The sequence below is a fragment of the Aminobacter sp. GW821-FHT11F06 genome (assembly GCF_058808215.1).
Window position 1 is genome coordinate 183,394 of record NZ_JBXARL010000005.1, and the last position, 24,681, is coordinate 208,074.

The 24,681-nt window shown below is 60.1% G+C and carries 23 protein-coding genes; 14 read left to right on the plus strand and 9 right to left on the minus strand.

Annotation, left to right across the window (positions count from 1 at the left end; translation table 11 throughout):
- Positions 1 to 11 precede the first annotated feature (11 nt).
- Positions 12 to 788, plus strand: coding sequence for a ferredoxin--NADP reductase (locus AC1RTB_RS14475; protein WP_492881295.1), 777 nt, complete (start codon positions 12 to 14; stop codon positions 786 to 788).
- Between the two features lie 167 nt (positions 789 to 955).
- On the opposite strand, the gene AC1RTB_RS14480 is transcribed toward AC1RTB_RS14475, so the two are convergent.
- Both AC1RTB_RS14480 and AC1RTB_RS14485 read right to left on the minus strand, forming a co-directional pair.
- Positions 956 to 1,423, minus strand: coding sequence for an alpha-hydroxy-acid oxidizing protein (locus AC1RTB_RS14480; protein ID WP_492881294.1), 468 nt, complete (start codon positions 1,421 to 1,423; stop codon positions 956 to 958).
- Between the two features lie 114 nt (positions 1,424 to 1,537).
- Positions 1,538 to 1,867, minus strand: a complete 330-nt coding sequence (locus tag AC1RTB_RS14485) for an RcnB family protein (RefSeq protein ID WP_492881293.1) — start codon at positions 1,865 to 1,867, stop codon at positions 1,538 to 1,540.
- A gap of 350 nt (positions 1,868 to 2,217) precedes the next feature.
- Here AC1RTB_RS14485 and AC1RTB_RS14490 point away from each other — a divergent pair, with 350 nt between their 5' ends.
- Positions 2,218 to 2,679: a Ros/MucR family transcriptional regulator gene (locus tag AC1RTB_RS14490; protein ID WP_492881292.1), complete on the plus strand. Its 462-nt coding sequence runs from the start codon at positions 2,218 to 2,220 to the stop codon at positions 2,677 to 2,679.
- A 252-nt stretch (positions 2,680 to 2,931) separates the two neighbouring features.
- Here AC1RTB_RS14490 and AC1RTB_RS14495 read toward each other — a convergent pair whose 3' ends face one another.
- The 3 genes from AC1RTB_RS14495 to AC1RTB_RS14505 form a co-directional block, all read right to left on the minus strand.
- Positions 2,932 to 4,659 carry an ABC transporter permease gene (locus AC1RTB_RS14495; protein ID WP_492881291.1) on the minus strand — a complete coding sequence of 576 codons (1,728 nt, stop codon included), beginning with the start codon at positions 4,657 to 4,659 and terminating at the stop codon, positions 2,932 to 2,934.
- A gap of 2 nt (positions 4,660 to 4,661) precedes the next feature.
- The gene (locus AC1RTB_RS14500) at positions 4,662 to 5,777 is read right to left on the minus strand and encodes an ABC transporter ATP-binding protein (RefSeq protein ID WP_492881290.1); all 1,116 of its coding nucleotides are present in this window, start codon (positions 5,775 to 5,777) and stop codon (positions 4,662 to 4,664) included.
- 73 nt (positions 5,778 to 5,850) lie between these two features.
- On the minus strand, positions 5,851 to 6,936 hold the full coding sequence (locus tag AC1RTB_RS14505) for an ABC transporter substrate-binding protein (RefSeq protein WP_492881289.1): 1,086 nt from the start codon (positions 6,934 to 6,936) through the stop codon (positions 5,851 to 5,853).
- Positions 6,937 to 7,254: 318 nt separating this feature from the next.
- Here AC1RTB_RS14505 and AC1RTB_RS14510 point away from each other — a divergent pair, with 318 nt between their 5' ends.
- Complete coding sequence (locus tag AC1RTB_RS14510; protein WP_492881288.1) at positions 7,255 to 7,575, plus strand: DUF1330 domain-containing protein; 321 nt, start codon at positions 7,255 to 7,257, stop codon at positions 7,573 to 7,575.
- 27 nt (positions 7,576 to 7,602) lie between these two features.
- Entirely contained in the window at positions 7,603 to 9,018 is a 1,416-nt protein-coding gene (locus AC1RTB_RS14515) for a phenylacetate--CoA ligase family protein (RefSeq protein WP_492881287.1), read from the plus strand.
- 68 nt (positions 9,019 to 9,086) lie between these two features.
- On the opposite strand, the gene AC1RTB_RS14520 is transcribed toward AC1RTB_RS14515, so the two are convergent.
- Positions 9,087 to 9,680, minus strand: coding sequence for a TetR/AcrR family transcriptional regulator (locus tag AC1RTB_RS14520; protein WP_492881286.1), 594 nt, complete (start codon positions 9,678 to 9,680; stop codon positions 9,087 to 9,089).
- Positions 9,681 to 9,863: 183 nt separating this feature from the next.
- Here AC1RTB_RS14520 and AC1RTB_RS14525 point away from each other — a divergent pair, with 183 nt between their 5' ends.
- The 3 genes from AC1RTB_RS14525 to AC1RTB_RS14535 are packed head-to-tail and all read left to right on the plus strand — an operon-like array spanning position 9,864 to position 13,658.
- Positions 9,864 to 10,358, plus strand: a complete 495-nt coding sequence (locus tag AC1RTB_RS14525; RefSeq protein ID WP_492881285.1) for a (2Fe-2S)-binding protein — start codon at positions 9,864 to 9,866, stop codon at positions 10,356 to 10,358.
- Positions 10,355 to 11,413, plus strand: coding sequence for an FAD binding domain-containing protein (locus tag AC1RTB_RS14530; RefSeq protein ID WP_492881284.1), 1,059 nt, complete (start codon positions 10,355 to 10,357; stop codon positions 11,411 to 11,413). Before AC1RTB_RS14525 ends, AC1RTB_RS14530 begins: the two co-directional genes overlap by 4 nt.
- On the plus strand, positions 11,406 to 13,658 hold the full coding sequence (locus AC1RTB_RS14535; protein ID WP_492881283.1) for a xanthine dehydrogenase family protein molybdopterin-binding subunit: 2,253 nt from the start codon (positions 11,406 to 11,408) through the stop codon (positions 13,656 to 13,658). Before AC1RTB_RS14530 ends, AC1RTB_RS14535 begins: the two co-directional genes overlap by 8 nt.
- A 353-nt stretch (positions 13,659 to 14,011) precedes the next feature.
- Here the strand turns inward: AC1RTB_RS14535 and AC1RTB_RS14540 are convergent, their stop codons facing one another.
- From AC1RTB_RS14540 to AC1RTB_RS14550, 3 genes are all read right to left on the minus strand, one after another.
- Positions 14,012 to 15,349, minus strand: coding sequence for a purine-cytosine permease family protein (locus tag AC1RTB_RS14540; RefSeq protein ID WP_492881282.1), 1,338 nt, complete (start codon positions 15,347 to 15,349; stop codon positions 14,012 to 14,014).
- An 86-nt stretch (positions 15,350 to 15,435) separates the two neighbouring features.
- On the minus strand, positions 15,436 to 17,445 hold the full coding sequence (locus tag AC1RTB_RS14545) for a hydantoinase B/oxoprolinase family protein (protein WP_492881281.1): 2,010 nt from the start codon (positions 17,443 to 17,445) through the stop codon (positions 15,436 to 15,438).
- Between the two features lie 43 nt (positions 17,446 to 17,488).
- Positions 17,489 to 19,549, minus strand: coding sequence for a hydantoinase/oxoprolinase family protein (locus AC1RTB_RS14550; RefSeq protein WP_492881280.1), 2,061 nt, complete (start codon positions 19,547 to 19,549; stop codon positions 17,489 to 17,491).
- Between the two features lie 622 nt (positions 19,550 to 20,171).
- On the opposite strand from AC1RTB_RS14550, the gene AC1RTB_RS14555 reads away from it, so the two are divergent.
- The 7 genes from AC1RTB_RS14555 (at position 20,172) to AC1RTB_RS14585 (ending at position 24,572) form a co-directional block, all read left to right on the plus strand.
- Positions 20,172 to 21,332 (plus strand): transporter substrate-binding domain-containing protein, encoded by a 1,161-nt coding sequence (locus tag AC1RTB_RS14555; RefSeq protein WP_492881279.1) that lies wholly within the window; start codon positions 20,172 to 20,174, stop codon positions 21,330 to 21,332.
- Between the two features lie 92 nt (positions 21,333 to 21,424).
- The gene (locus AC1RTB_RS14560) at positions 21,425 to 22,081 is read left to right on the plus strand and encodes an ANTAR domain-containing response regulator (RefSeq protein ID WP_492881278.1); all 657 of its coding nucleotides are present in this window, start codon (positions 21,425 to 21,427) and stop codon (positions 22,079 to 22,081) included.
- Between the two features lie 333 nt (positions 22,082 to 22,414).
- On the plus strand, positions 22,415 to 23,104 hold the full coding sequence (locus AC1RTB_RS14565; protein ID WP_492881277.1) for a helix-turn-helix domain-containing protein: 690 nt from the start codon (positions 22,415 to 22,417) through the stop codon (positions 23,102 to 23,104).
- 161 nt (positions 23,105 to 23,265) lie between these two features.
- The gene (locus AC1RTB_RS14570) at positions 23,266 to 23,526 is read left to right on the plus strand and encodes a DUF982 domain-containing protein (protein WP_492943829.1); all 261 of its coding nucleotides are present in this window, start codon (positions 23,266 to 23,268) and stop codon (positions 23,524 to 23,526) included.
- Entirely contained in the window at positions 23,411 to 23,863 is a 453-nt protein-coding gene (locus AC1RTB_RS14575; RefSeq protein WP_492881365.1) for a DUF982 domain-containing protein, read from the plus strand. The genes AC1RTB_RS14570 and AC1RTB_RS14575 overlap by 116 nt, the downstream gene beginning before the upstream one ends.
- 114 nt (positions 23,864 to 23,977) lie before the next feature.
- Positions 23,978 to 24,334, plus strand: coding sequence for a hypothetical protein (locus AC1RTB_RS14580; protein WP_492881275.1), 357 nt, complete (start codon positions 23,978 to 23,980; stop codon positions 24,332 to 24,334).
- Between the two features lie 70 nt (positions 24,335 to 24,404).
- Positions 24,405 to 24,572, plus strand: coding sequence for a Thivi_2564 family membrane protein (locus AC1RTB_RS14585; protein WP_492881274.1), 168 nt, complete (start codon positions 24,405 to 24,407; stop codon positions 24,570 to 24,572).
- Positions 24,573 to 24,681: the final 109 nt, after the last annotated feature.

The following is a 24,681-nucleotide window of genomic DNA, read 5'->3' on the forward strand; positions in this document are numbered from 1 at the left end:
GAGCGCAGGGAATGAGCAACCTTACCCAACAGCAGGTGCTGAGTGTTCATCACTGGACCAACACGCTGTTTTCCTTCACCACGACGCGCGACCCGGCGTTCCGCTTCGAAAACGGCCAGTTCGCGATGATTGGGCTGGAGCTTGATGGCAAACCGCTGCTGCGCGCCTACAGCGTCGTCAGCCCCAATTACGAAGACAATCTCGAATTCCTGTCGATCAAGGTGCCCAATGGCCCACTGACCTCACAGCTCCAGCATCTGGCAGTTGGCGACAACATCGTCGTCGGGCGCAAGGCCACCGGCACGCTGTTGCTCGGCAATGTGCGCCCGGGTCGCAATCTCTATATGTTCGGCACGGGAACCGGGCTTGCGCCATTCATGAGCCTGATCCGAGATCCCGACACCTTCGAACGCTATGAACGCGTCGTGCTGGTCCACGGCTGCCGCCAGACCGACGAACTCGCCTACAAGGAGCAGATCGTCAACGAGTTTCCGGCGAACGAATATTTCGGTGAGTTGCTGTCAGAAAAGCTGATCTATTATCCGACGGTCACACGCGAACCTTTTCGCAACCGGGGCCGCATCACCGATCTGATCCGCTCGGGCGTGCTGTTTTCGGACATCGGCGTGCCTGCAATGGACGCGGCAGAAGACCGTGCGATGCTGTGCGGGAGCCCGGCCTTCATAGCCGATATGCGAGGCCTTCTCGAAGGTCTCGGCATGAACGAAGGCAACAATGCCGCGCCGGGCGATTATGTCGTTGAAAAGGCCTTTGCTGAAAGAGCGTAGCCTCCAGTCGTCGCCATGCTTGCAGCGCAGTCTTTTCTTGTCAGCCGTCCACCCCAGCATCGCCGGCCGTGTGCAGAATCGACGCCGCTCGGGCCGCCTTGAACTCGGCGACCTAGCTGCGGGACAAACAATCGCCTTTCTCGGCCCTTCCGAGATGCGGTCGAGGGCTACATGACCGCATCCCTGGTCAATTCCTTGACTGACGAGCAGCCGAGATGGCCCAGCGTGGTCCAGAACTCCCGCTGCAACTGTTCCAGCGTGCGGCGGACGCCATTTTCGCCGTCAGCGGCAAGTCCGAGCGCAATGAGGCGACCGAGCGCGACAGCATTGGCCCTAATGACGCAATGCTTGCTGATGTTCTCGGGGCGGTCGTCATCAAAGCCAACCCGTTTCTGACTGGCAAGAACGCCGGCTATGTCATTGGCTGGGCTGAAAAAAAGATGACTGGCCGGGCACCTTCTGCAGCATCGCAACCGTCCGCCGCAACTGCGCCGCAGGAGGTTAGAGAAACCTCGCCGGAATTCGAGAAATACAAGCAGGTTATCGGAAAGACCTTGAGTTCGATCGAAAGCACTTTGTGATTGCGATGAGCCGTCGATCGCATTCGGCGAATGCGGCACGAAGCATCGGAGCATACGTCAAGATCAGCGGATCGAACCGTTCCCGGAGCGATAGCGCTTGGGCATGATCCCCTTGGAAAAGGCGGCTCCGAAGAACCGCCCTTTCCGCAGTCTATTGAGCTGTCTGTATCACCGCCCAGCCACGACCGAGGCGATGATGCCCGACGCCACGCTGATCAGCAGAAAGTCATTGTCTACCTTGACCCAGCGCTGACCATGGCCTGGGCGCTTGAGGCCATAGCGGTGATAGTCCCGAAGTGCCTGCTTGCGCTGCCAGTCAGGCACACGCTTGCCCTTTGACCAGTGCTGCCGCTTAACCGGCTTGTGGCGGTATTCCTGCCATTTCTGCGGCTGGCTGTAGTGGTTTCCGTGACGTGGCGCCTCGTAGCGCTGTTGCGCTTGTGCCATCGGCGCAGCGAACATCGACAGGGCGACAGCAGCTAGAACAATGCGTTTCATAGGGAGGCTCCTTCTCATTGACGCCTCCATTGCTAGTCGCCGCCGCGTGAACCCAATATGAACGACAGCATTACAGTTATGTAATGTTTTCAGCCGCTTATTTCGGCCTCTTAATCTCTATCCGAGCCGCCAACGCGGACAACCGCCGGATTTCCCGCTGCGGGATAGGCCGCCGTTATTCCTTTGAGTTCGACGCGCTTTGCTTGAATTCGGCTAAAGCTTCGGGCACCATTTCCCGCATGTCATCGTACAAGCCGGTCATTTGATCCATCGTTTTTAAATTTCCGGGTTCCACCGCAGTGGAATCTCGGCTACGCGACAGACAGGGGGAATTAGACTGGAGATTATTGATGTCCGACATGCTTCCGAAATCTAGCAATCAGCTTATTGAACTTACTGCCGACATTGTCGCGGCGTATGTTTCCAACAATTCGCTCAGGCCAGACGACATGCCAAATCTGATCGCAGATGTTTTCGCCAGCGTGAAGAAATTGAGTGTGCCGGAAGTCCAAGCTGAAGAGGCGCCGAAGCCACGGATGCCGATCAAAAAGACACTCACCCACGAATACATCATCAGCCTGGAAGACGGTAAGCAGTACCGAACTCTCAAGCGGCATCTCTCCGGAGTGGGCCTGACCCCTGACCAGTATCGCACCAAGTGGTCGTTGCCCGCCGACTACCCGATGGTAGCGCCCGGTTATGCCCAGAAGCGTTCCGAGCTGGCGAAGACGCTCGGCCTTGGTCGCAAGCCCGGCGCGAAGCAAGCGGCGAAACTGCCAACCAAGCGCGCGCCACAGAAGGCGAAGGCTTAACCACGCACCAAGACAGCGGGAGGACCGTGCTGGCCGGATCAGCGGCAGCAGCATGGCTTCGATCAACCAGAAAATCGAACGGTTCGGCGCAAGATGTCAGCCGAACCGCAGGGTTCGAAGAACGCTCGTTTGTTTCCCTCGACCGTTTGCCGCTTTTTCCTATTGGGCCGGGCTTGGTCAGTTCCTGACAAAAAGAGACCCAGCATGGAGGCGTCAAAGATCGGGAAGTTGCACCGGCTCCCGATCCAATCCCTATAGGGCACGCTCCGACGCACGGGTAATCCACAGCTGCAGGGGAACCACGACACACAGCAGCGCGGCCACCAGCAGCGTTGAAAGCGCTGCGGCACCAGGCAGGTCGGGCACATCCCAGAGCGTCCACATGACAGTCGACATGACCATGTTCGAATTTGTCATCAAAAGCAGCGGGATCGTCAGGTCGCGTGCACTGTGAGCCAACACCCAGATCCAGCCATTCAGTGCCTGCGGCCATATCAAAGGAATGATGACGCGGGTGAGTGTCGTCCACCAGCTGGCCCCACTGACCATCGCGGCATCGGCCAGTTCCTTGTGCAGTTGAACGAGTGCGCTGGACAGGGTGCGCGTGGCGAAGGCCAGATAGATCGTCACATGGCCCAGGATGAGGATTGCCACCGATCCGTAGAGCGGCGTGCGCAGGTAGAGCAGCAGGATGGCCATTGCCATGACGATCGGGGGAATAGCTATCGGCGAGAATGAAAGGACGTCGAGTGACCGGGCAATCCAACCACGCCCGCGCTGTGAAAACCACGCGACCACCGCCGCCAGACACATTGTAGCCGTGCTGCTTACCAGCACCAGAATGACGGTATTCAAGATAGCACCGCGCACAGCACCACGCGCAAGCACCTCGCGATAGGTGTCGAGCGACAAGCGTGAAAGGGCGTCAAGGCTCGGCAGTTCGTAAAAACGCAGGAAGCTGGTCCAAAAGAGCACGAGAAGCGGCAAGATCATCAGCAGCACCAGCAGTGCCGTGCCGACCATAGCCGGGATGGACCAGCGACCGAGCCTGGTCTGGCGCGGCCTGAAACTTTTGCCGCTCACGACACGATATTTCTCGCCGGCTCCGACCACCCGGAAGTAGAGCAGCATCAACAACACAGCGATAACAAGGAGCAGGAGGCCGAATGCCGCTGACAGGCCGTAGCTCGGCACGCCGACATCGGGAGAGGACAAGAGGTAAATGCGCGTACTCAACACCGGGATGCGTGCAGTCAGACCGACTATGAGCGGCAGCTCGAAGGTCTGCACCACGGCGATGAATACATAGATGCCGACCGACAGTAGGCCGGGGGTGAGGAGCGGCAGCGTCACGCGCCGTGCTACCGACAACCAGTTCCCACCATGTACATAACCGGCATTCTCAAGCTGCGGATCCATGTTGCGGAACAGCCCACCGATCATGACGAAGGCCGTCGGCGCCACGCTGATGCCGGTGATGAAGATCAGCGCCCACATCGAATAGATGGTCAGCGGCCCGTCCGTGCCGGCGAACATGCGCCACAGGGCGTTGAGGATACCGCTTCCGGGATTGATCAGCAGAATCCAGCCGAAGCCGAGGATGACCGGCGGCACCGCCATCCAGGTGAAGAGCGCTATGCGTACGGCCGTTCGACCAGGCATGTCCGTCCGCTCGACCAGCCAGGCAAGCACCGTTGCGATCAGCAGGCCGAACAAGACGCTCCCAAATGCATAGACTGCGGTGTTGAACAGCAGGGTCAGAACTTGCGGGTCAGCCAGGATGGTCGCGAAATTGGATAGGGTAAATTCCCAGGTCTCGAAAGGAAGCGAATCCTCAGGCAGAAGAGCAGTGCGGAACAACATCAAGAGAGGCCCGATAACCAGGGCCCCAACGATCAGCAGCACGACGGTTTGCGCGACCCATGGCTGCCCCGCGTCGAGCGAACGGCGACGCGTTGTCGGTCTTGTCTCGCTTGTCATGGTCAATGCTCGGTCGGCACGATGACGCATCTGTCGAAGGGCACCGAAAAACGCATCTCGGACCCCGTCGCGACAGTGTCGTAGGAGTTGAGAACGATGCGCAACGGCGTGCCGCGAACAGTAAGCTGCGCCTCGACAGTGTCGCCAAGGAAGCTTCTGGCGCTTAGGGTTCCGGAGATGGCGTTGCCTTCCCCTACCGTGTTGCCCGGCACAAGGCCGAACGCCTGTGGACGGATGATACAGAGCCCTTCACTGCCGGCGTCCACATCGGAATCCACCAAGCTGCATATTTCACCGATTGCTGTTTCGAACCGGCGCAGTGTTTGTCCGCCAATGCGCTCTACGGTGGTCACACGACCGGGCAGCGTGTTGCTTCGACCGACGAAGTTTGCCGCGAAAGCCGTTCTGGGACGGAAGTAAATCTCCTCCGGTGCCCCGATCTGGACGATGGAGCCGCCATGCAGCACCGCGACCTGGTCGGACATGCCCATTGCTTCCACCTGATCGTGGGTGACGAATACGGTGGTAATGCCAAGCGATTTGACGAGCTGCCGCAGGTCCTCGCGCATCGTATCGCGCAAGCGCGCATCGAGATTGCTCAACGGCTCGTCGAGAAGGAGCAGGCGCGGTTCGTGGACGATTGCACGGGCCAATGCCACGCGCTGTTGCTGGCCACCACTGAGATGCGGAGCCAGTCGCTGGGCATGGTCGGCCAGCTTGACGCGCTCAAGAGCAAGCATCACGCGCCTGCGAACCTCCTCGCGCGGCGCCTTGTGACGACCGTGGACGAGCGGAAAAGCGACGTTGTCGAACACAGTCATGTGCGGCCAGATCGCGTAGGACTGGAACACCATGCCCAGCATGCGCTGGCTGGTCGGGACGTAGATCGACTTATCCGGGTTGAAGACTGTCTTGTCGCCGATCCTGATTTCGCCGCTATCTGGCGTCTCCAGTCCGGCAATGGATTGCAGCATTGTCGTCTTGCCACAGCCGCTCGGTCCCAACAGGGCAAAGAAATCACCTTGTTTTACCGTGCAGCTCACCCCACGCAGGGCGTGAACCGGCTGGCCGCCGCCGCGTGCGGCATAGGTCTTCTCAAGGTTTTCGATGACAAGCATGAGGCATCCAAGCTGGTAAAATGCAGCATGTCCCGCAGCGAAAACGGGACATGTACGACTGAAGACGGAGGCGTCAGTTGCCGGCGGAGGTGAGCAGCTTGGTCAGCGATGCGCGCAACGCTTCTTGAGCTGCGATCTCCTTCAGAGAGGTTGGCGTCGCGATCTTGGCGCCAGTCTTGGCAAGCGCGTCCTTGACGAAAGTCGCGGCAGCCGAACCCTCGTCGCTGATGCGCGGCATGGCCTCGAATTCGGACGCCACCTTGGTGCCATCCGTGGCGAGCCAGGCCATGAACAGCCGGGCAGCGTTTGGATGCGGCGCGTTTTCGGGAATGTAGATCAATCCCTGATAAATCATGACGTAGTCGGAGAAGAGCTTGAAGTCGACCGGCTGGCCTTTCTTCTTGGCGGCCTGCGCAGCGTGGTAAGTGATGATGCCAAGTGGCGCCTGGCCGACGGAGAGCGCCTGCATCACCACCGGACTGCCACGCTGTAGGATTGGCTTGTTCTCGACGAGCTTACGCGCGTAGTCCAGCATCTTATCCTGGCCGACGACATAAGCGATGGTCGGCAGCGGATTGAGGAAGAACGCGTTGAGCGCGAGCTTGCCGTTCCACTTCGGATCGACCAGGTCGGTCGTCGCCGTGGGCACGTCTTCAGCTTTGATCATGTTGGTATTCCAGCCGATACCATAGACCGCATCAAGCAGGTTGAACGTAGCGCCACGCAGATCCGGAATGACGTCGTTCACCACACGTTCAATGCCGGGCAACTCCTTGCCGAATACTTCGACCCACGGATACTCCTTGACCAAGCCACGGCTGCGCAACGCCTCCACGTCCTCGGCGCTGCCAAGGCCAATGATGTCGACAGAGCCCTGGTTGGCACCGGCTTCGGCAATGACACGAGCGTTGGTCTGAGGAGCGCCCTGTGGTGTCCATTCAAGCTTCACTGACAGGCCGAAGCGTTCGTTAAATGCCTTCTCTAGCGCCGCATGAGCCTCGGGCGAACTCGGATTGGTGATCCGGACGATGACGTTGCCTTCGTTCCTGGCGTTCTCAACAATGGTGTTGAAGTCGTCAGCCGCCGAAGCTTGCTGTGCAAAGGCCAGAAATCCGGTGCAAAGCACCGCACCGACAGCGGCGCGCTTAAGAAAAGTCATGTCATCTCCTCCAGAATACTGACTGCGCCGCAGAAATTCTGCGCTGGCAAATGGGTATAGTGGTCTGTACCGAGCGCCTCCAACGCCACGGTCACACCAAGCTGACGGCATCATTCACGGTAACTGCCCGCGCAACATAGTCCGAACGGACAGTATGCCGATTTTGCCACGTCAAACCTTGGAGATCGGCCACGGGCGTCATAGTCCGTTCGGACGGTTACTTGGCAAGGTGCAAGTCACTGTATGGTGTGCTTGGCCGGTGCTTGCACCCGCCTGCGAGGCTAGGGCACGTGGACGAAAATCGTGGGAGAGATGCCATTGGCAGCGTTCCTGGTCTTTGAGATCTCCATTCAGAATCGGGAGGAATACGACAACTACCGCTCCGCCGCGCGACCGATCCTCGACCAGCACGGTGGGCGCTTCCTGGTCCGCAGTGTTGATGGCAGGGAGGGCCGGATCGAGACCCTTGAGGGCGATTGGGCTCCCGAAAGGTTCTTTGTCATCGAGTTTCCCAGCTGGGATCAGGCGCGTAATTTTTATTTCTCCGAAGCGTATCAACGGAGCGTGCGGACCCGGTTCGCGTCCTCTGTCGGCAAGGCAATACTCGTTGAGGGCGAGCCTTGGACCTATGAGCGCTGACGACAATACAGAAAACCATAACTGCTGATGACCTTGAGTATTCCGTACTACTGCAAATCGATCGACTGGGATCAATTCATGGCGGATTATCCGCCACCGCCCCACTTCAACGCGACGACCGGTCGCTTATCAGCCGATGCGATGCATGCGTTGCAGGAGAAGCGGTTTCTCGATCGCGTCGCAGATGCGTGGCAGGTGCCATTTTATCAGAGGCACTGGAAAACCGTCGGGCTGGAGCCGGGCGATGTCAGCATGCTCGAGCATATCGACCGCATTCCAACGTTCAATAGCGATGACCTCAAGGGCGCGCTGGTGTCAGCTCCGCCATTCGGTGATCACTACAAGTTCACCCGAGCCGACTTCGGCAAGATGCCGCTGAAGATTCAGACCAGCGGCGGCACCACGGGCATGCCTCGTCCCACGTTGTTTGATCCTATTGCTTGGGAAGTGCAGGCCGTGCAGGCCGCGCGCGCCTTTTACGAACAAGGGGCCAGGCCGGGCGACGTTGTTCAGATCACCTATACAAATTCGCTCGCCAATTCCGCGTGGAACGCGTTTACAGGGTTGTTCAATTGGCTGGGCTGTGTGCCCGTGACGACCGGTACAGGCATTGTCACACCAAGCGAGCGCAAGCTTGAATATGCCAAGGAATGGGGTGTCGACTGGTGGTTTGCGCGCGGCGAGTATCTCGGCCGCCTGGCCCAGGTCGCCGAGGAGATGAAGTTCGACCTGCACCAACTGAAGACGCGGTTCCTTCACTCCTATCTCGGACCGGATGTCGAAGGTCGTCTCCGGCAGAAGCTCGAAGAGGCGTGGGGCTGTCCGGTCTACGACAACTACGGTAGCCACGAGATCGGCCTGATCGCGTTCGAAGGACGCGAGCGCAACGGCAAGCACATCAGCGAGGACACGGTCTATGTCCAAATCCTGAACACCGACACCGGTGCGACGTTGCCCTACGGTACGCGCGGCAACGTCGTCGCGACCAGCCTGCACAGGTCGGTGCCGCCGCTGATCCGCTATGATCTCCGTGACTTGATGATCATGACTGACAGGGAAGAATCCGAGTCAGGCCTGATCACGCGCAAGCTCTCCACCTTTTTAGGCCGTGCCGACGAAATGGTGAAGCTGCGGGGTACCAACGTCTACCCGCTAGCCTGTCAGAACGCGGTGACCAAGGACGATCGGACGACGGGCGATTACATTTGCGTCGCCTATCATGTCGGCGAAGGCCTCGGCCGCCGTGAGGAAATGACGGTACGTGTCGAGCGCAAGTCAACGCAAGTCGATGCGGCCGCGCTGGAAGCCGATATCCGGCGCGAGCTGTTCAAGGACCTTGGTGTCAAGGTTGACGTGGAAATCGTCGAGGCAGGCACGCTGGCCGAGCATACCCGCCTTGGCCGCGACAAAGTCCGGCGCTTGCTCGACCTGCGAAAGGCCTGACATCAGGGCGCCAGGTGTCTCAATCGTGGATTGCTTTCGGGCTATCATCGCCAATGCGGCAGCTTACTTCAGCTGGTCTGGTCGTGGCGCAAGCGCAGGCCGTCCACGAAGACATCCACCAGGCGAATGACCGTGTCCTGCCAGCCTGGCTGCTCGCGCGTGTAGCACATGCCGATCAGGGCCCGCATGACGTCTTCAGGCGCGATGTCGCCGCGGATCTGGCCAGCTTCGACGGCGTTCGTCATCAGGTCGCTGACGGCGCGGCCCAGCCGCGCAGCGGAATCGGCGTATAGCTCGGTCGAGCTCCCGACAGCCGGGGAGAGTGCTGCAAGCATGCCTTTTTTGGTGGCGACCATGCCGATATTGGCATGTAGCCAGCGACGCAGCGCCTCCAGCGGAGGTCCCTCGGCAGCAAGCTTCACGGCGAGATCGACAAGCTGGTCGATCTCGCGACGGTAGACAGCCTGGAACAGCGCCTCGCGCGTCGGGAAATGGCGATAGAGCGTGCCGATGCCGACGCCTGCGGCACGAGCCACCGCTTCAAGGCTGGCATCCGGGCCGCCTGCGCTGAAAACATCCCGGGCAGCGACAAGCAGCCGGTCCCGGTTTCGCAAGGAATCGGCGCGCGGTTTGCGGCTTGCCTTTTCGATTTGCTGTCCCATTTCTGTTGTCATTCCAGTTACCGCTTGCAAAACGGAGGCATCCTCCGTATAAGGCCATATCAGATGGTTGGCACCTCCACCATTTTTGATGGAAGTGCCGCCTTCCGACAAAGCGTGCTGCCTGCGTCGCACAGCCGACCTATCAGGTCGACAAAAATCTGAGACATCACAATCGGAGCAACCATGACTCTGTCCCTGTGCCTTACGGTCAATGGCGTCCGCACGGACGTTACGCTCGATGATCCAAGGGTAACGCTGCTCGACCTTCTGCGCGAGCGGCTTGCGCTGACGGGAACGAAGAAAGGCTGTGATCGCGGCCAATGTGGCGCCTGCACGGTGTTGCTGGACGGGCGGCGCATCAACGCCTGCCTTGCGCTGGCAATCAGCCTTGACGGCGCCGATGTCGTGACCATCGAAGGTCTTGCGCAAGGCGACGTGCTCGATCCGGTCCAGGCCGCTTTCATCGCCCATGACGGCTTCCAATGCGGTTTCTGCACGCCCGGACAGATCATGAGTGCGGTTGGCCTCATCGGCGAGGGCAAGGCCGGGGACGACCCGGAGCGCATCCGCGAAGGCATGAGCGGCAATCTCTGCCGCTGCGGCGCCCATGCCGGGATCATCGAGGCGGTGCTCGACGCGCACAAGCGCCTTGCCAATGACGAACGGAGGATCGCATGAACCTGTTCGATTACGTCCGCCCCGCTTCGGTGGCCGAAGCCGTTGCCGCTGGCTCCGAACCCGGAACTGCCTATCTTGCCGCCGGCACCAATCTCCTGGATCTGATGAAGGGTGGCGTATTGCGCCCCAGCCGGCTCGTCGATGTGACCCGACTGCCGGGACTGGACACGATCGAGGCGCTGGCTGGCGGCGGCATGCGCATCGGCGCCATGGTGCGCAATGCCGACCTGGCCCGTGATCCGACCTTCGCGGCAGCGTATCCCGTAGTGGCGGAAGCACTGCTGTCGGGCGCCTCGCCACAGCTGCGAAACGCGGCCACTGTCGGCGGCAATCTCATGCAGCGTACACGCTGCGCCTATTTCCAGGACCCCGCCAGTGCCTGCAACCGCCGCGATCCGGGCGCGGGCTGCGACGCGCGCGGCGGCGAAAACCGTACCCACGCCGTGCTCGGCTGGTCCAATGCCTGCATTGCCACGCATCCGTCTGATTTCTGCGTCCCGCTCGTTGCGCTTGATGCGGTGGTCGAGATCGAGGGGCTAAACGGCCAACGGGACGTCCCGTTGGAAGACTTCCACCTGCTTCCCGGCACGACGCCCGCGCGCGAAAGCGTCCTTGAGGCAGGCGAATTGATCACCGGATTGCGCCTGCCGCCGGAGGCCGGCCGCTTCCGCGCCAACGCCCGCTATCTGAAGCTGAGGGAGCGGACGTCATTTGCCTTTGCCCTCGTCTCCGCCGCTGCGGCGCTGCAGATCGAGGGCGGAACGATCCGGGCGGCCCGGCTTTGCCTGGGCGGTGTCGCCGCAAAACCCTGGCGCGCCCGTGCCGCCGAGACGCTGCTGGAGGGGTGCGCGCCTACCGCCGAGGCATTTGCCGAAGCGGCCGAGATGGCGCTCGCTGGCGCGACGCCCTCAGGCGACAACGAATACAAGATCGAACTTGCGACACGCGTTGTGAAGCGCGCCTTGCTGCTTGCGGCGGCGGGAACCCCCGACCGCATGCCTGCACTGCCCGCTTCCCTCTTCGGATCCGACAGCGGAGTTCTCATCCATGGCTGACACCCTTCCATTTCCCACAGCGCATGTCCGGCTCGGCTCCAGCAGCGGCCAGCCGCTGACCCGGCGCGATGGCCGCCTCAAGGTTACAGGTGCGGCGACCTATGCTGCCGACAACCATCCTGCAGCGATGCTGCATGCCGTGGTCGCGGTCAGTACCATTGGCCGTGGCAGGGTCACCTCTCTTGATGTGACGGCAGCCAAGGCCCATCCCGGCGTTGTCGAGGTGATCACCCCTGCCAACCGGCCGCCGCTGGCGCTCGATCCCGATGGCAAGCATGGCCTCTTCGGCTTTCGCATCGAGGCGTTGCAGGACGACAGTGTGCGTTATGCCAAACAGCCGATTGCCGTTGTCGTTGCCGACACGCTGGAGGCTGCGACTGAAGGCGCGCGCCTGCTTGCCCCGACCTACGAGGTGGAGCCCGCGCGGATCGGATTTGATGGCGGCGAGCGTTATGATCCGCCTGCGGTCGGCATCGGCACGGAGCCCGACTTCGATCGCGGCGATCTGGCCGCAGGTCTTGCCGCGGCAACACATCTTGTCGAGACGGAATACGAGACCCCGCCCCAGTATCACAATGCGATGGAGCCGCATGCAATCGTTGCCGAATGGGATGGCGACCGGCTCACCATTGACACGCCGAACCAGGCCATCGTGATGGCTAGGGCAGGATTTGCCGCATTCTTCGGCATTCCGGCCGAAAACGTGCTTCTACGCAGCCCGTTTCTAGGCGGCGGCTTCGGATCCAAGGCGATCCTTGTCGGTCCGCAGATCCTTTGCATTCTCGCGGCGCGGATGCTTGGACGGCCGGTGAAATTGGTGCTGCCACGCGACCAGATGTTCGGGCCAGTCGGGCATCGCGGGGCGACGCAACAGCATCTTCGGCTTGGCATCGATGCGCAAGGGCGGCTGACGGCCCTGGAGCATCACGCTGTGGCGACCACGAGCAGCTTCGACGATTTCATCGAACCCGCCGCCAATGCTTCGCATAACCTCTATGCCAGCCCGGCAATCTCGACCCGGCATTCGGCGATGCGGGTCGATACCGGTACGCCCGGCCCCATGCGGGCACCGGGCGAGGCATCCGGTTCGGCCGCACTCGAATGCGCGATCGACGAGGCAGCGTTGGCCTGCGGGCTCGATCCGTTGGAATTCCGCCTGCGCAACTATGCCGAGACCGACCCGGCGACGGGCAGGCCGTTTTCAGCCAAGGCGCTGCGCGAGTGCTATGCGCAAGGCGCAGAACGGTTCGGCTGGGCCGGGCGGCCGCTGGCATCGCGGCAGATGCGCGACGATGCCGGTCTCCTTGTCGGCTGGGGCATGGGCAGTGCCCTGTTCCCCGCCCCGATGTTCCAGGCACAGGCGCGCGCCACTCTGCGTAGCGACGGCACCGCGCTAGTCGAGACCGCCGCCGCCGACATGGGCCAGGGCGCCTGGACGGCACTTGCACAGATCGCCGCCGACGGGCTTGGGCTCGATATCGACAAGGTCGAATTTCGCGCCGGCTCGTCAGACCTTCCCGACGGCGGGGTCGCCGGCGGCTCCGCCCATACCGCGACCGCGGGAGCTGCGCTCCACAGTGCCGGAGCCGGTGTCATTGCCAAGCTTGCCGAGATCGCCACCAACGACCCAAACTCTCCCCTGTTTGGCGCCGGCAATGCCGGCGTCGAGGCGCAGGGTGGACGCCTTTACCACAGTAACGACAAGAGCCGGAGCGAAAGCTACTCCGACATCCTGGCGCGGGCAGGCCTCGAGACCCTCGAAGGCAGCGGCACAGGCCATCGTGATCCCGCCAACGCGGAAGCGCGTGCCATGTTTTCGCATGGCGCGGTGTTCGCGGAGGTCAAGGTCGACCCGGATCTGGGTCAGGTAAGGGTTACACGGCTTGTCGGCGCCTTCGCCGCCGGGCGCATCATCAACCCCAGATTGGCGCGCAGCCAACTCTATGGCGGGATGATCTGGGGCCTTTCCTTCGCACTGCACGAAGAGGCGATCCACGACCGCCGCACAGGTCGACCGATGAATGCTGATTTGGCAGCCTATCACATCCCCGTCCATGCCGACATTCCCGAGCTCGAGGCGCTGCTGATCGACGAGGATGATCCCTACGTCAATGGACTGGGAATCAAGGGCGTCGGCGAGATTGGCATCACCGGCACTGTAGGCGCTATCGCCAATGCGATCTGGCATGCCACCGGGGTAAGGGCGCATCGCTTTCCGATCCGGATAGAGGATATTGTCTCCTAGGCCAGATAGCATGCCGAGAGGTCGCTATGGTGAACACGGCAATCAGAATGTGCGGATGTCGGGTTTTACAGTTGCGAGGACAGGATTCGGCACTTCTGTCCCGAAACTGATCGCGGTCCCAGGCTCCGACCAGACACGGCACCAACAGCAACAGAGATCAACCACGCGACCAGACCCTGCATCTTCTAGGCGGGGTCGGCGTCATCAGCCTTGGCGCTGGCGCCTCCCCTCTTCGAAACGCCCTTTGCGGAGCATGTAGGAACGGCGCGGTTGGCTCGCGGGACGCTCAGGTTCACGCGGGCGCCGTCGAATCTCGATGGTAGTTTTCGAGATGTCGACCGCGCCCGGCATTCTCAAGAGGCAGTGGCGACCATTCTGACGCGCCCCGAAAGACCCCAGAACAAAACGAAACTGCTGATCACCGTAGCCGGAGCGGAAAGCAGTTCCCATCCAGGTACCATCAGGAGCCCGATGCCGAGTGCCACCGCGCTGAACCAGGCAATCATGCCGGGCGCATAATAGGCGGGGAATTCGTCATCTGACTGTTCGCCCTCCTCGCCCGTACCGTCATGTTGCCCGCACAGGATGTATGCCAGCGCCACACCGACCCAGGCGACAACAAATATCCCTTGGTAGGCGAGAGCTATGAGAATGTACTGGAAGATATTCGCAAGCATGACGAAGTAAACGATAATACCGACAATGATTGCCCAGACGTATTTTGGCATTTCCAGCTTGAAAACCAATCTGAAGAATGCCTGCATGTTGACGGTCGACAGATAGAAATTTGTTGTATTGATTCTTGTTTGACTGATCCATACGAACAGCAGCCCAAAAGCGCCCATCATGACGATGAGCGCCTTGACGACGGAGACCTCGGATGTTGCTCCCTCAAGCGGGATGGTCTGCACGAGGAAGATGCCGATGAGGCCGTTGACGAAGTAAGTCAGCGTGTAGAACGGCAGGCCGAAATTGAACACGGCGTGGTAGTTCTCGTCTTCCTTCTTGCCGAAGCGGGCAAAGTCGAAGGTGCACATCATCATCCACCACACGCCCATGAAGGCGATGAAGACATTGATCCAGCCATAGGGCGGAGCGCCGCCCGCAGGCGTCATGGTAAGCCACGCATTGCTGTAGCCGTAGTGGGAAATGGCGTAGACCACTGTGCCAAGCAAGCCCAGAAGATACAGCGGCAGCAGATAGCCGTTGAACTTGTCGAGCCAATGCTGGACGCTGCCCAAGATGAGCGGCACGCTGTAGATGCAGACGATCAGTGCTGCGACAGCGAAGGTCAGGCCTTCAAAGTAGTATGTCGCAGCGGTGGCGATCACCGAGCCTTCGAACACGGCGTAATAGATGCTGCTGACCGCGTAGATGAAGGTTGCGATCGCCGATCCGTAGCGGCCGAACAGCAACCGGGAAAATAGCGAGACCGACAGGCCCGAGCGGATTGCGTAGCGGGTTATTACTGCATTGATCGCCGAATAGGAGATAACGGTCAGTATCAGGCCAATGATCGTATTGGCCGTGCCATATATCTCGGCGAGCGTTGCCGAGATGATCAGGAAAAACATGGCGCTGCAGATCGCCCAAAACGCCATCGTAAGATTGAGCTTGGGCATGCGGCCACTGGGTGGGACAGGCCTTTGCGAATAGTCTAACTCACCTGCGACATCGAGACTTCCAGACATGACTGTTCTCCAGATTGTCGTTTGATCGGGAACTCCAATAGCCAAGAAGGCAGCAAGCTCGATCTCGAGCTTGCTGCCTGTCCGGGTCAGGCGACTTTCAGGGTCGCGTTGGCGGCTTGGCCCGATGCCGTCCAGTAGGGAACCGTCCGACGCTTCAGCATCTCGCGGAACTCGGCGGTGGTCTTGGGTAGAAGCTCGCCCGACCCCCAGTCGACGATGACGCCGTATTGCCTGATCAGATCGAGCATGTTGAGCTTCTTGTCGCGATAGAGGGCTGCGATTTTCGCGGCATCTTCGTTCAGCCATTCCTTGCGGTGGCTGGCGATGCGTGCCCGCTCCGCCAGTGTCGCATTCTCGTCGATCTTGTATTCGTTGAGATCTATGTCGATCACATGGACGATGACGCCGTAGTCCTTCTTGGCCCGCTCAATGGAAACGTAGCCTTCGACTACGTCACTGAGCACGCTATTGATATCGCGCTTGAGCGGATCGCCAAGGCCGCCGCCGCCGGCCGAGGGGCGCTGGACGGTGTCGCCCTGCTGGAGCGGCACACCGGAGAAGAGGGAGCCAAGGTAGCGCTCCGTCTCCTGGCCCGGATTGACCCAGACACCGTGCGGGATGGAGGGCAATCCGCCCCACAGGCCCCAGGTGATCGAGCGTTCGCGGTCGCAGCAGTAGGACACCACCGTGCGCTCGCAGGCATAAAGCGTGCCGCCCTTCTGAACGCCGAGACCGCCACGGAACTCGCCGGGGCCGCCGGAGTCGACCATCAATTCATGGCAAGTCGTCAAGACAGGCGACAGGCGCTCCTGGCCTTCGAAAGGCTGGGTTCCGAGCTGGACGCCGAACACCGGTCCGGTGGCCGCCCAGCCGTCGCGGCCGTTTCGCGCACCCCAGCCGCCGACCATCCAATCGTACCACATGAAGTATGGCTTGCCTTCGTGACGGGTATCGCGGCCGCCGATCAGCAGGTAGTCGAGGTTGAAGGTGCAGGCCATGGCCCGCTCCGGCAGGACCTCGGCCCAGAGCTCGAAGACCGCGTTCATGATCTTTTCGAACGGACCTGATGCAAAGCCGGCGACCGGCGTCGGCCATTCGGCGTTGACGACCGAGCCCAACGGACCCGCATCGACAGTAACCACGCGGTAGAAGCCGGAGTTCATCGGAATGTCCGGCGATTGCATCTTGGTTCCGGCAACGACTGCCGCGAATGCGCCGCCGTAGCAGCAGTTCAGGAACGAACCGACAGACTTGGGATGCGATCCGGTCAGGTCATAATGGACGCGGTCGCCATCGATGGTCATCTTCACCTTGATGGGGACAAGGCCTTCGCCCAGGTCAGGGTCAACGTCGATGTAGTCGATGGTCTCCCAGGTGCCATCAGGCAAATCGGAGATGCGCTGGCGCGTCATGTCCTCGACGTAGTCCTGGACCTCATTGAACGACTTCTTGATCGTGTCGACGCCGTATTTGTCGCACAGACGCTGCACCTCGCGTTCGGCAAGGCGGCAGGCTTCGGCCTGGGCCTGGAGGTCGCCGATGATGTCGCTGGGCGCACGCGTGTTGTGGGCGATCAGTTCGGCGACGTCGGAAAGATAGACGCCCTTGCTGTAAACCCGGACCGGCGTGATGCGCAGGCCTTCGGCCATGTGATCGAGCGCGTTCACGTTGAACGAGCCGGGGACAGCACCGCCGACATCCGCCCAATGGCCGTTGGCCTGGGCATAGCCAAGCAGCTCGCCCTTGTAGAACATCGGCGCAAACAGCCGCGTATCGTTGAAGTGGGTGCCGCCCTGGTAGACGTCGTTGATGACGAAGACGTCGCCCGGATGAACGTCGTTACCGAACTTCTTGATCACCGCCTTGGCGGTCAGGTGAAGCGTTCCAACGTGAGCGGCGATATCGCCACTGCCTTGCATGATCGTGTCTCCGGTCGGGTCGCACAGGGCCGAGGAGAAGTCGCGGGAGTAGATGACGAACGAGTAACAGGTACGCAGGATCTGCTCGGCCATCTGGTCGACGATGTTGACGTAGGCGTTCTTCAGAACCTCAAAGGTAACTGGATCGAGCGTACGGCGATCTTTTTTCGGTGCCATTTCCAATCTCCAATTCAAATTTGTGTGGCGTGAGGGGCGTCGTTCACGACTGTTGGGGAACGTGCATCCTGATGATCAGGTACTCATCCACTTCGGCCTTGATCCCGGGCGGCACGACGATTGTGGAGTCGAGCTGGTCGATGATCGCGGGACCAACGACAACCGCGCCTGCATGCAGGGTCGAGCGGTCGTAGATCGGCGTCTTGATCCGCTCGGGCGCTTCGTCGAACCGCACCAGGCGTTCGCCGACAGGGGCCGGGAGCGGGGCCTTGCGCAGTTCGTGCTTGGCCAGCTCCGCCTTACGGTTGAGGCCGGTGGCCTTGACCTGGATGCGGCAGACTTCAACCGGGGCATCGGGCCGGGAGTAGTTGTGCTCGCGGCCATGCTCCTCGTGGAACTGCTTGACCGCCTCGTCGAGGTTGGCGATGTCGGCGCTGACCGGGATCGACATGGACCGCCACTGGCCGAGGTAGCGCATGTCAATGTAGCGCTGGAACAGCATCTGCTCGGGAGAGATATCCTCGCTCAACAGGCGGTCGTGGCCGTCTTCCTCCAGGAGGCGGAAGGCATTGTTGAGTTCGGCCATGTCGATATCGCTGACCGTATCGGTGTACATCTGCGTGATGTCGTGGGTGATGTCGACAAGCAGGCAGCCCATTGCTGACGTGACGCCAGGGTTCGGCGGGATCAGGACGACTGGGATGTACAGATCCCGAGCCAGAGCCACGCCGTGCAACGCACCCGCACCGCCGAAGGCGACCAGCGCGAAGTCGCGTGGGTCGTAACCCTTGCGTAGCGAGACCAGGCGAACGGCGTCCGCCATGTTGGCATTCGCGACCTTGAGGATCGAAAGTGCCGCTTGCTCCGCATCCATGCCGAACGGCTCGGCGATGACGCGGTTGATGGCACCTTCTGCAAGCTTGACGTCCAGCTCGACCTTGCCGCCGGCGAGCTTGGTTCCCAGGCGTCCGAGGAACACGTTGGCGTCGCAGTTGGTCGGCTCGGTTCCGCCCTGATTGTAGCAGACCGGTCCAGGCGTCGAGCCGGCCGATTGCGGTCCGTTGCGAAGCGCGCCAGCCACGTCGCGCCAGGCCAGCGATCCGCCGCCGGCGCCGATGGTCAGGACCTCGATGCTCGGGAAGCGGATCGGATAGCCATATTCGACATGCCAGTCGTTCGTCACATGGAGATGGCCATCAGAGCAAAGGCTGATGTCGGTGCTGGTGCCGCCCATGTCGAGGCTGATGGAGTTTTTGTATCCAGCCAACTCGGAGATGAAGCGGCTTGCGATTGCACCGGCCGCGATACCGGAAGCAGCCAGGCGTGCGGCGAATTTTGTCGCGCCCTTGGCGGTCATGACGCCGCCGCCCGAATGCAGCAGCAACACATCTCCGGCATAACCGCCGTCCTGCATGCGGCTTTCGAGCTCGGCGCCATATTGTCCCGCGACCGGCCCCAGGACGGTGTTTGCGACGGTCGTGTTGAAGCGTTCATGCTCGAAGATTTCCGGCATGATGTCGCTCGACAGCGAAATCGAAACGCCGGGCAGTTCCTCCAGCAGGATGTCGCGCATCCGCTGCTCGTTTTCGGGATTGACGAAGGAATTCACGAAGCAAACGGCGATGTTGTTGACGTTGCGCTTCCTGATCACGCGTGCGAGTTCGCGCGCCTCCGCTTCATTGACGCCCTCAATGACCTTTCCGGAGTAGTCGATGCGCTCCGTGACCACCAGCCGGTCACGGCGCGGCAGATAAGGAGGGGCCATTTCCTTATAGGTGTCCCAGAGATCGTCACGCGTGCCGCGCCGAATTTCGATGACGTCGCGAAAGCCTTTGGTGGTGACCATGATGGCAGGCGGGAAGCGGCGGGTGATCAGCGCGTTCGTCGCCAGCGTCGTCCCGTGCGAAAACAGGATGATGTCCTTCAGGTCGACGCCACCTGCTTCAATACCCTTGAGCACACCGTCGATCGGATCCGGCGTCGTTGGCGTCTTTGCGACGTGTATCTTGCCGGACGCCTCATTCAGGATGCACACATCGGTAAACGTGCCGCCAACATCGCAGGCTACGCGCACCGCAGTGCCAAACGTCTCTACTTTATTCACTTCTGTCTCCTCCTCAGGCTGATGTTTGTTCTCAGTTCCCGGAACGTGCCGTTTTTTGACAAAACTCCGCACGTCTGAGATTCATTGAGAATCTCAGAATTTTTTATTTGTGAGCGACTTACGCTGCTCCAAGCGGCAATGGGTATTGTCAGCGTCGTTGCTGTCTGCGAAACCGCAGAAAGTACGGTCGCAGCGCACTGGTGATAAAACGCAAAAAGGCTCCGGCGGAGGTAACCCGCGGGAGCCTTTTTGCTCTATTCTCAGCCCGCATCGTTGCAGGCCTGATGACGATGATCATCCGAGACTTGCACATTTCTGTCAACCGGCAATTCGCGTGAAGCGTACAACGCCCAGCAAAACCGCATCTTGCGCGGTTTGCCGGCTCGGCAACGGGTCTGCCGAGGCGCTCGCAGCGCTGAAGCTCCAAACTGCATCTCGTCTTCGAACACGAATGCCTCCGGCCGAACCGCTAGCGAGTTGACTGGCAACGTCGCTTCAGGCACAACTTACGTAAGGACAGCGATGTCCTTATCGGTCGAGCAAAGGCGCTTGCTGCGGTTCCCCGCGCTGGGCGCTTTTTTTGTGTCGAGTTCGCGGATGCAAGATCTGACGGAGTTGGCAATTGATAGCGAAAAAGACCGAAGAGCCGATTAGGGTCGGCATTTTGTTCTCCCAGACCGGGGTTACGTCGGTGATGGAGCGCAGCATGCTGAATGCGACGCTGTTTGCGATCCAGGAGGTGAATGAGGCCGGTGGTATAAACGGGCGTGAACTCGTCGCCGTCGCCTATGATCCGGGCTCCGACGCTGTCGTCTACAACCGAATGGCCAACCGGTTGCTTACCGAGGATGGCGTCAAGATCATTTTCGGCTGCTACATGTCGAGCACCCGCAAGGCGGTGCTGAGGGCCGTGGAGCGCCGCAACGGCCTGCTCTGCTACCCAGCCCAATACGAAGGCTTCGAGTACTCCCGAAACGCCATCTATTGTGGTGCGGCACCCAACCAGAACAGCGTTCAGCTGGGCGAGTATCTGCTGAACAATGTCGGCACGCGGTTCTACATGGTCGGTTCGGATTACATCTGGCCGCGGGAGTCCGACCGGATCATGAACGAGATGGTGCTCAAGCATGGCGGAGAGGTGGCCGGCCGGGGATATCTGAAGCTCGACGCCGAGCGTTCAGCCTACAAGCCGCTGATCGCGGACATCAGGCGCAAGCAGCCGGATGTGATCTTTTGCAATTTCGTCGGCGAAAGCATCGTCCATTTTTACCAGGCGTTTGCCGAGGCTGGATTGGATTCGAAGATCGTGCCCATCGCCAGCCTGACGACCAGCGAGTCCGATATCCAGGCAATGGGTATCGATGTGGGCGTGGGGCACATCACGTCGGCGACATATTTCCAGTCGGTCGGCGGGCTGCAAAACGAAAGATGCGTGGAGCGCTACAAGCAGAAGTTCGGCAGCGACGTGGTGACGAACATGTGCTGGGAGGCAGCCTATTTTCAGGTGCATGTCGTGGCCAACGCTCTGCGGAAATCCAATACCGACGACGTCGAAACCCTACGGCCAGCCATTCTGGGCTCAGAATTCGAAGCTCCCCAGGGGCGCATCCGGATCGACCCAGATAACGCGCACACCCATGTCTGGCCGCGGGTCGCGCGCGCGCGCGAAGACGGCCAGTTTGAAATCCTGTCAAAATCCGCATCGGCAATTCGGCCTGATCCCTATTTGGCTAGCTACAATCCGGCAGAATGGGGGGAGCGACTGGCAATGCTCTCAATGTAATCCAGTGCCAAGGGCATCTGGCCCAGCTAACGAAACCACCATTGGCAATGCGTTGATCCTCCTGGCTCGCGACATTGCCACGTTGAGGAACGATGGTATCACGTAGCCCCCACGTGGCGCCGAACGAGGGATCGGCGCCGATCCTGATTAAGGACATACGCTCCCTCCGCGTCCTGCTGCTTCAACCCAAGAGCAGCGAGGGAGAGGAACTGTGGCAGCATCTCAACCGGATCGGCTGCCAGGTGCAAACGAACTGGCCGCCTCCGGCCGAAATTCCTCTTAATATCGATGTCGTTTTTGTCTTCGTCCGGCCCATCGTCGAAGGCGATATCGCCTGGAATTGGAACGCGGATGACCCGCCGGCGGTCCTGATTGCCATTGTCGACTATGAGAACCCCATCATCGTGGAGAAAGTGCTGCGCCTTCGAGCTCAGGCAGTCATCGGATTGCCGCTCCGAACTTTCGGCATTCTCGCAAACATATTGCTGAGCGTGAACAACCACCGGCGCGAAGAGAGACTGCGCTCGCGTGTCGAGCGGCTTACGGCGAAATTGAAGGCGCACCGCGACATAGATAAAGCCAAGGGGATTTTGATGGTCACCAACAAGGTGTCGGAGCAGGTGGCGTACGAAACCTTGCGCGATCAGGCCATGAACAAGCGCACCACCATCGAAGCGATTGCATTGGCTATCATCAATGCCAGCGACCTGCTGATGCTACCCGTGCACGAAGCAGCGGACGTCGCGTAGGTCAACGACACACATTGGCGAAAATGTGCTGCCGCTAGTCCGCGATCGGACGTCGCCAAGATGTCTGCAATTGCATCAGCTCCGACGGTCACCCCGGACTATGAATGGGGTCGTCTTGCAACTGGCCATTGACAGAATGGCGTAAATTTCAGACGCTCTAATGCATCACGCCCGCGCCGAAGCGGGCCGATAGCAGAGCAAAAAAGCTCCCTCGGGTTACTCCGTCGGGAGCTTTTTGCGTTTCAGGACCGAACGCAACCAAAGAGCAGACGGGCGGCGGCTAGCCCATCGTTGCCGTAGAACCGACATCACATTGAACGGAGGCGGGAACAAATGAGAAGAACGGACCTCGGTCTTCGCGTGCAGCCACGAGAATCCTCTGAAAGCACTGGGGCAGCACTGACCTTGTACCAGAATCCGCATGCTTTGCAGGATGTGACGGGCAATCAGCTTGAAGTGGCGATCGGCCGGGAAGTGCGAACATGCCGGCGAAAACATGGCATGACCATCATGGATCTCGCGCGAGCGGCAGGTTTGTCGCTCGGTATGATGTCGAAAATCGAAAATGGTATCATATCTGCTTCCCTCACCACGCTGCAGGCCCTGTCGCGCGCGTTAGGCGTACCGCTCACCTCATTGTTGAAACGCTTCGAGGAGTCGCGAGATGTCATGTTCGTGAAGGCTGGTGCGGGCGTCGAAATCGAACGGCGCGGCACTCGTGCCGGTCACCAGTACAACCTTCTCGGCTACATTGACTCCGGCCCGGGCGAGGTTTCAGTCGAGCCCTACCTGATCACGCTGGCCAAAGACACAGACAGATTCCCCCTATTTCAGCATGCCGGCATGGAATTCCTCTACATGCTGGAAGGAGAAATTGTGTATCGCCACGGCACCACGCTCTATCGCATGTTGCCCGGGGATAGCCTGTTTTTCGATGCTGATTCACCCCACGGCCCAGACCAGCTGACAAAGCTTCCGATCCGCTTCCTGTCCGTCATCTCATATCGATTGGGAGGTAGCTAGCGGCGTGCCTACTCGTCAACGTCCCATCCTTCCGAACATGCCAATGGTCAAATTTTCTTCCCACTGCAACGAACTCGGCACCCGTGCGTTATTGCATACTCGTTGCGGAGGTCGCTTTTTTGAACACCCTTTCCTTCAATCTGCCAGTTCATGTCGGCGACGTGGACAACGTCGAGTGGGAAATCTCCTCTGTTCACGATGCGCTGACATTTCTCGAAAGATGGCCCCATGAACGGCGCGGCCCTATCTACCAGACGGCATTGAGAGCCTGTAAGGCCTCAAAGGAGGCAAGGCTGCCCTGTGGCGATGGTCGACTGGCGTTTATCGGCTTCGCTCGTTCCGCCGGCATTTTTCGATCTGCGACAGTCCCGCTTTCCGTTGCACCAACGCCTCCAAAGCCGCGCGAGAACTTTTCCACGTAACTATTCGAAAGGCAGCGCGCAGCCGAGCGGCAACGGCGGGAAAGCCGCGCGTTTATGCAACCGCCCTCTCGCTTGCGCGTTGAACCCAATGGAATTTACGCAGAACATTTGGCTAAAGGACGGTGAGTTCTCGCTTCGCGAGGTTGTCTCGGTTCCTGAGGCTGTCGAATTCCTGGAAGCGTGGCCGCTGGATAAGCGCAATCCGTTCTTCCACCTGGCGGAAAACGCTCTGCAGGGCGCCATCAACGGATCCATACCGATAGAGAACGCCAAGGAGTCCTTTGAGACATTCTGCAACGAGGCAGGAATACTGGCTCAAGCGCCGATGAAGGATTGAGCCCACTTCACGTTCTTCTTGGACGACGCATCCGACAGCTGGAATTAAGAGGAGCCGACGGGAACGAATCCCGTCCCGCGACGTTCTTATCAGGTTGTAATTGAAGGAAAAAACATGGCTGACGCACCCAAGGCTGCCTCCCCTGATATCGCAGATATCCAAAAGACATTCGAAAAGCAGATCTCCGAACTGCGCAAGGAGATTGCCAAGATCAACAAATCCATTTCACAGCGAAGCGCCGAGCTGTTGGACGATGCTCGCGACACGGCGGCCGAAGTCTATGACAGTGCATCGGGGCGCGCGTCACGGGCCGCTCAGCAGCTCCGCACACAGGCGCAGTCGGTATCCGAGATTGCGCGAGAGAACCCGCGCACGACCACCGCCCTGGTCGGCGCGGCCGCCCTCATCGGCATTTTGATTGGCTTGGCCGCCGCAAAGGCGTCGAGCGAAGCAAGTCGTCACTGGTACTGATCGTTACCGCTGACCAACCGAAGATACCTGTCGCTCAGAGATACATCTCAGTTTCCAAGGAGAGAGCCAAATGGCGTCATCAGTCCTAATCGGCATTCTGATCACATTTCTCGTGATCGTGCTGGTGCTCTACCTCGTGCAGCGGCTGCCTATCGACGGCAGAACGCGCCAGATCGCGCAAATCGTCGTGATCATTATCGGCATTATCTCACTGCTCAAGTATTTGGCGGTCTTTTAAACGAGACACCCTGGCGGGCTTTGCGGCACGTATCAAGCCCGGCGTGAAACGCGGTTCGATCGCGCGTAGCCGTTAAAGCGAATAGCGCGAGATTGCTTATTTGCACGTG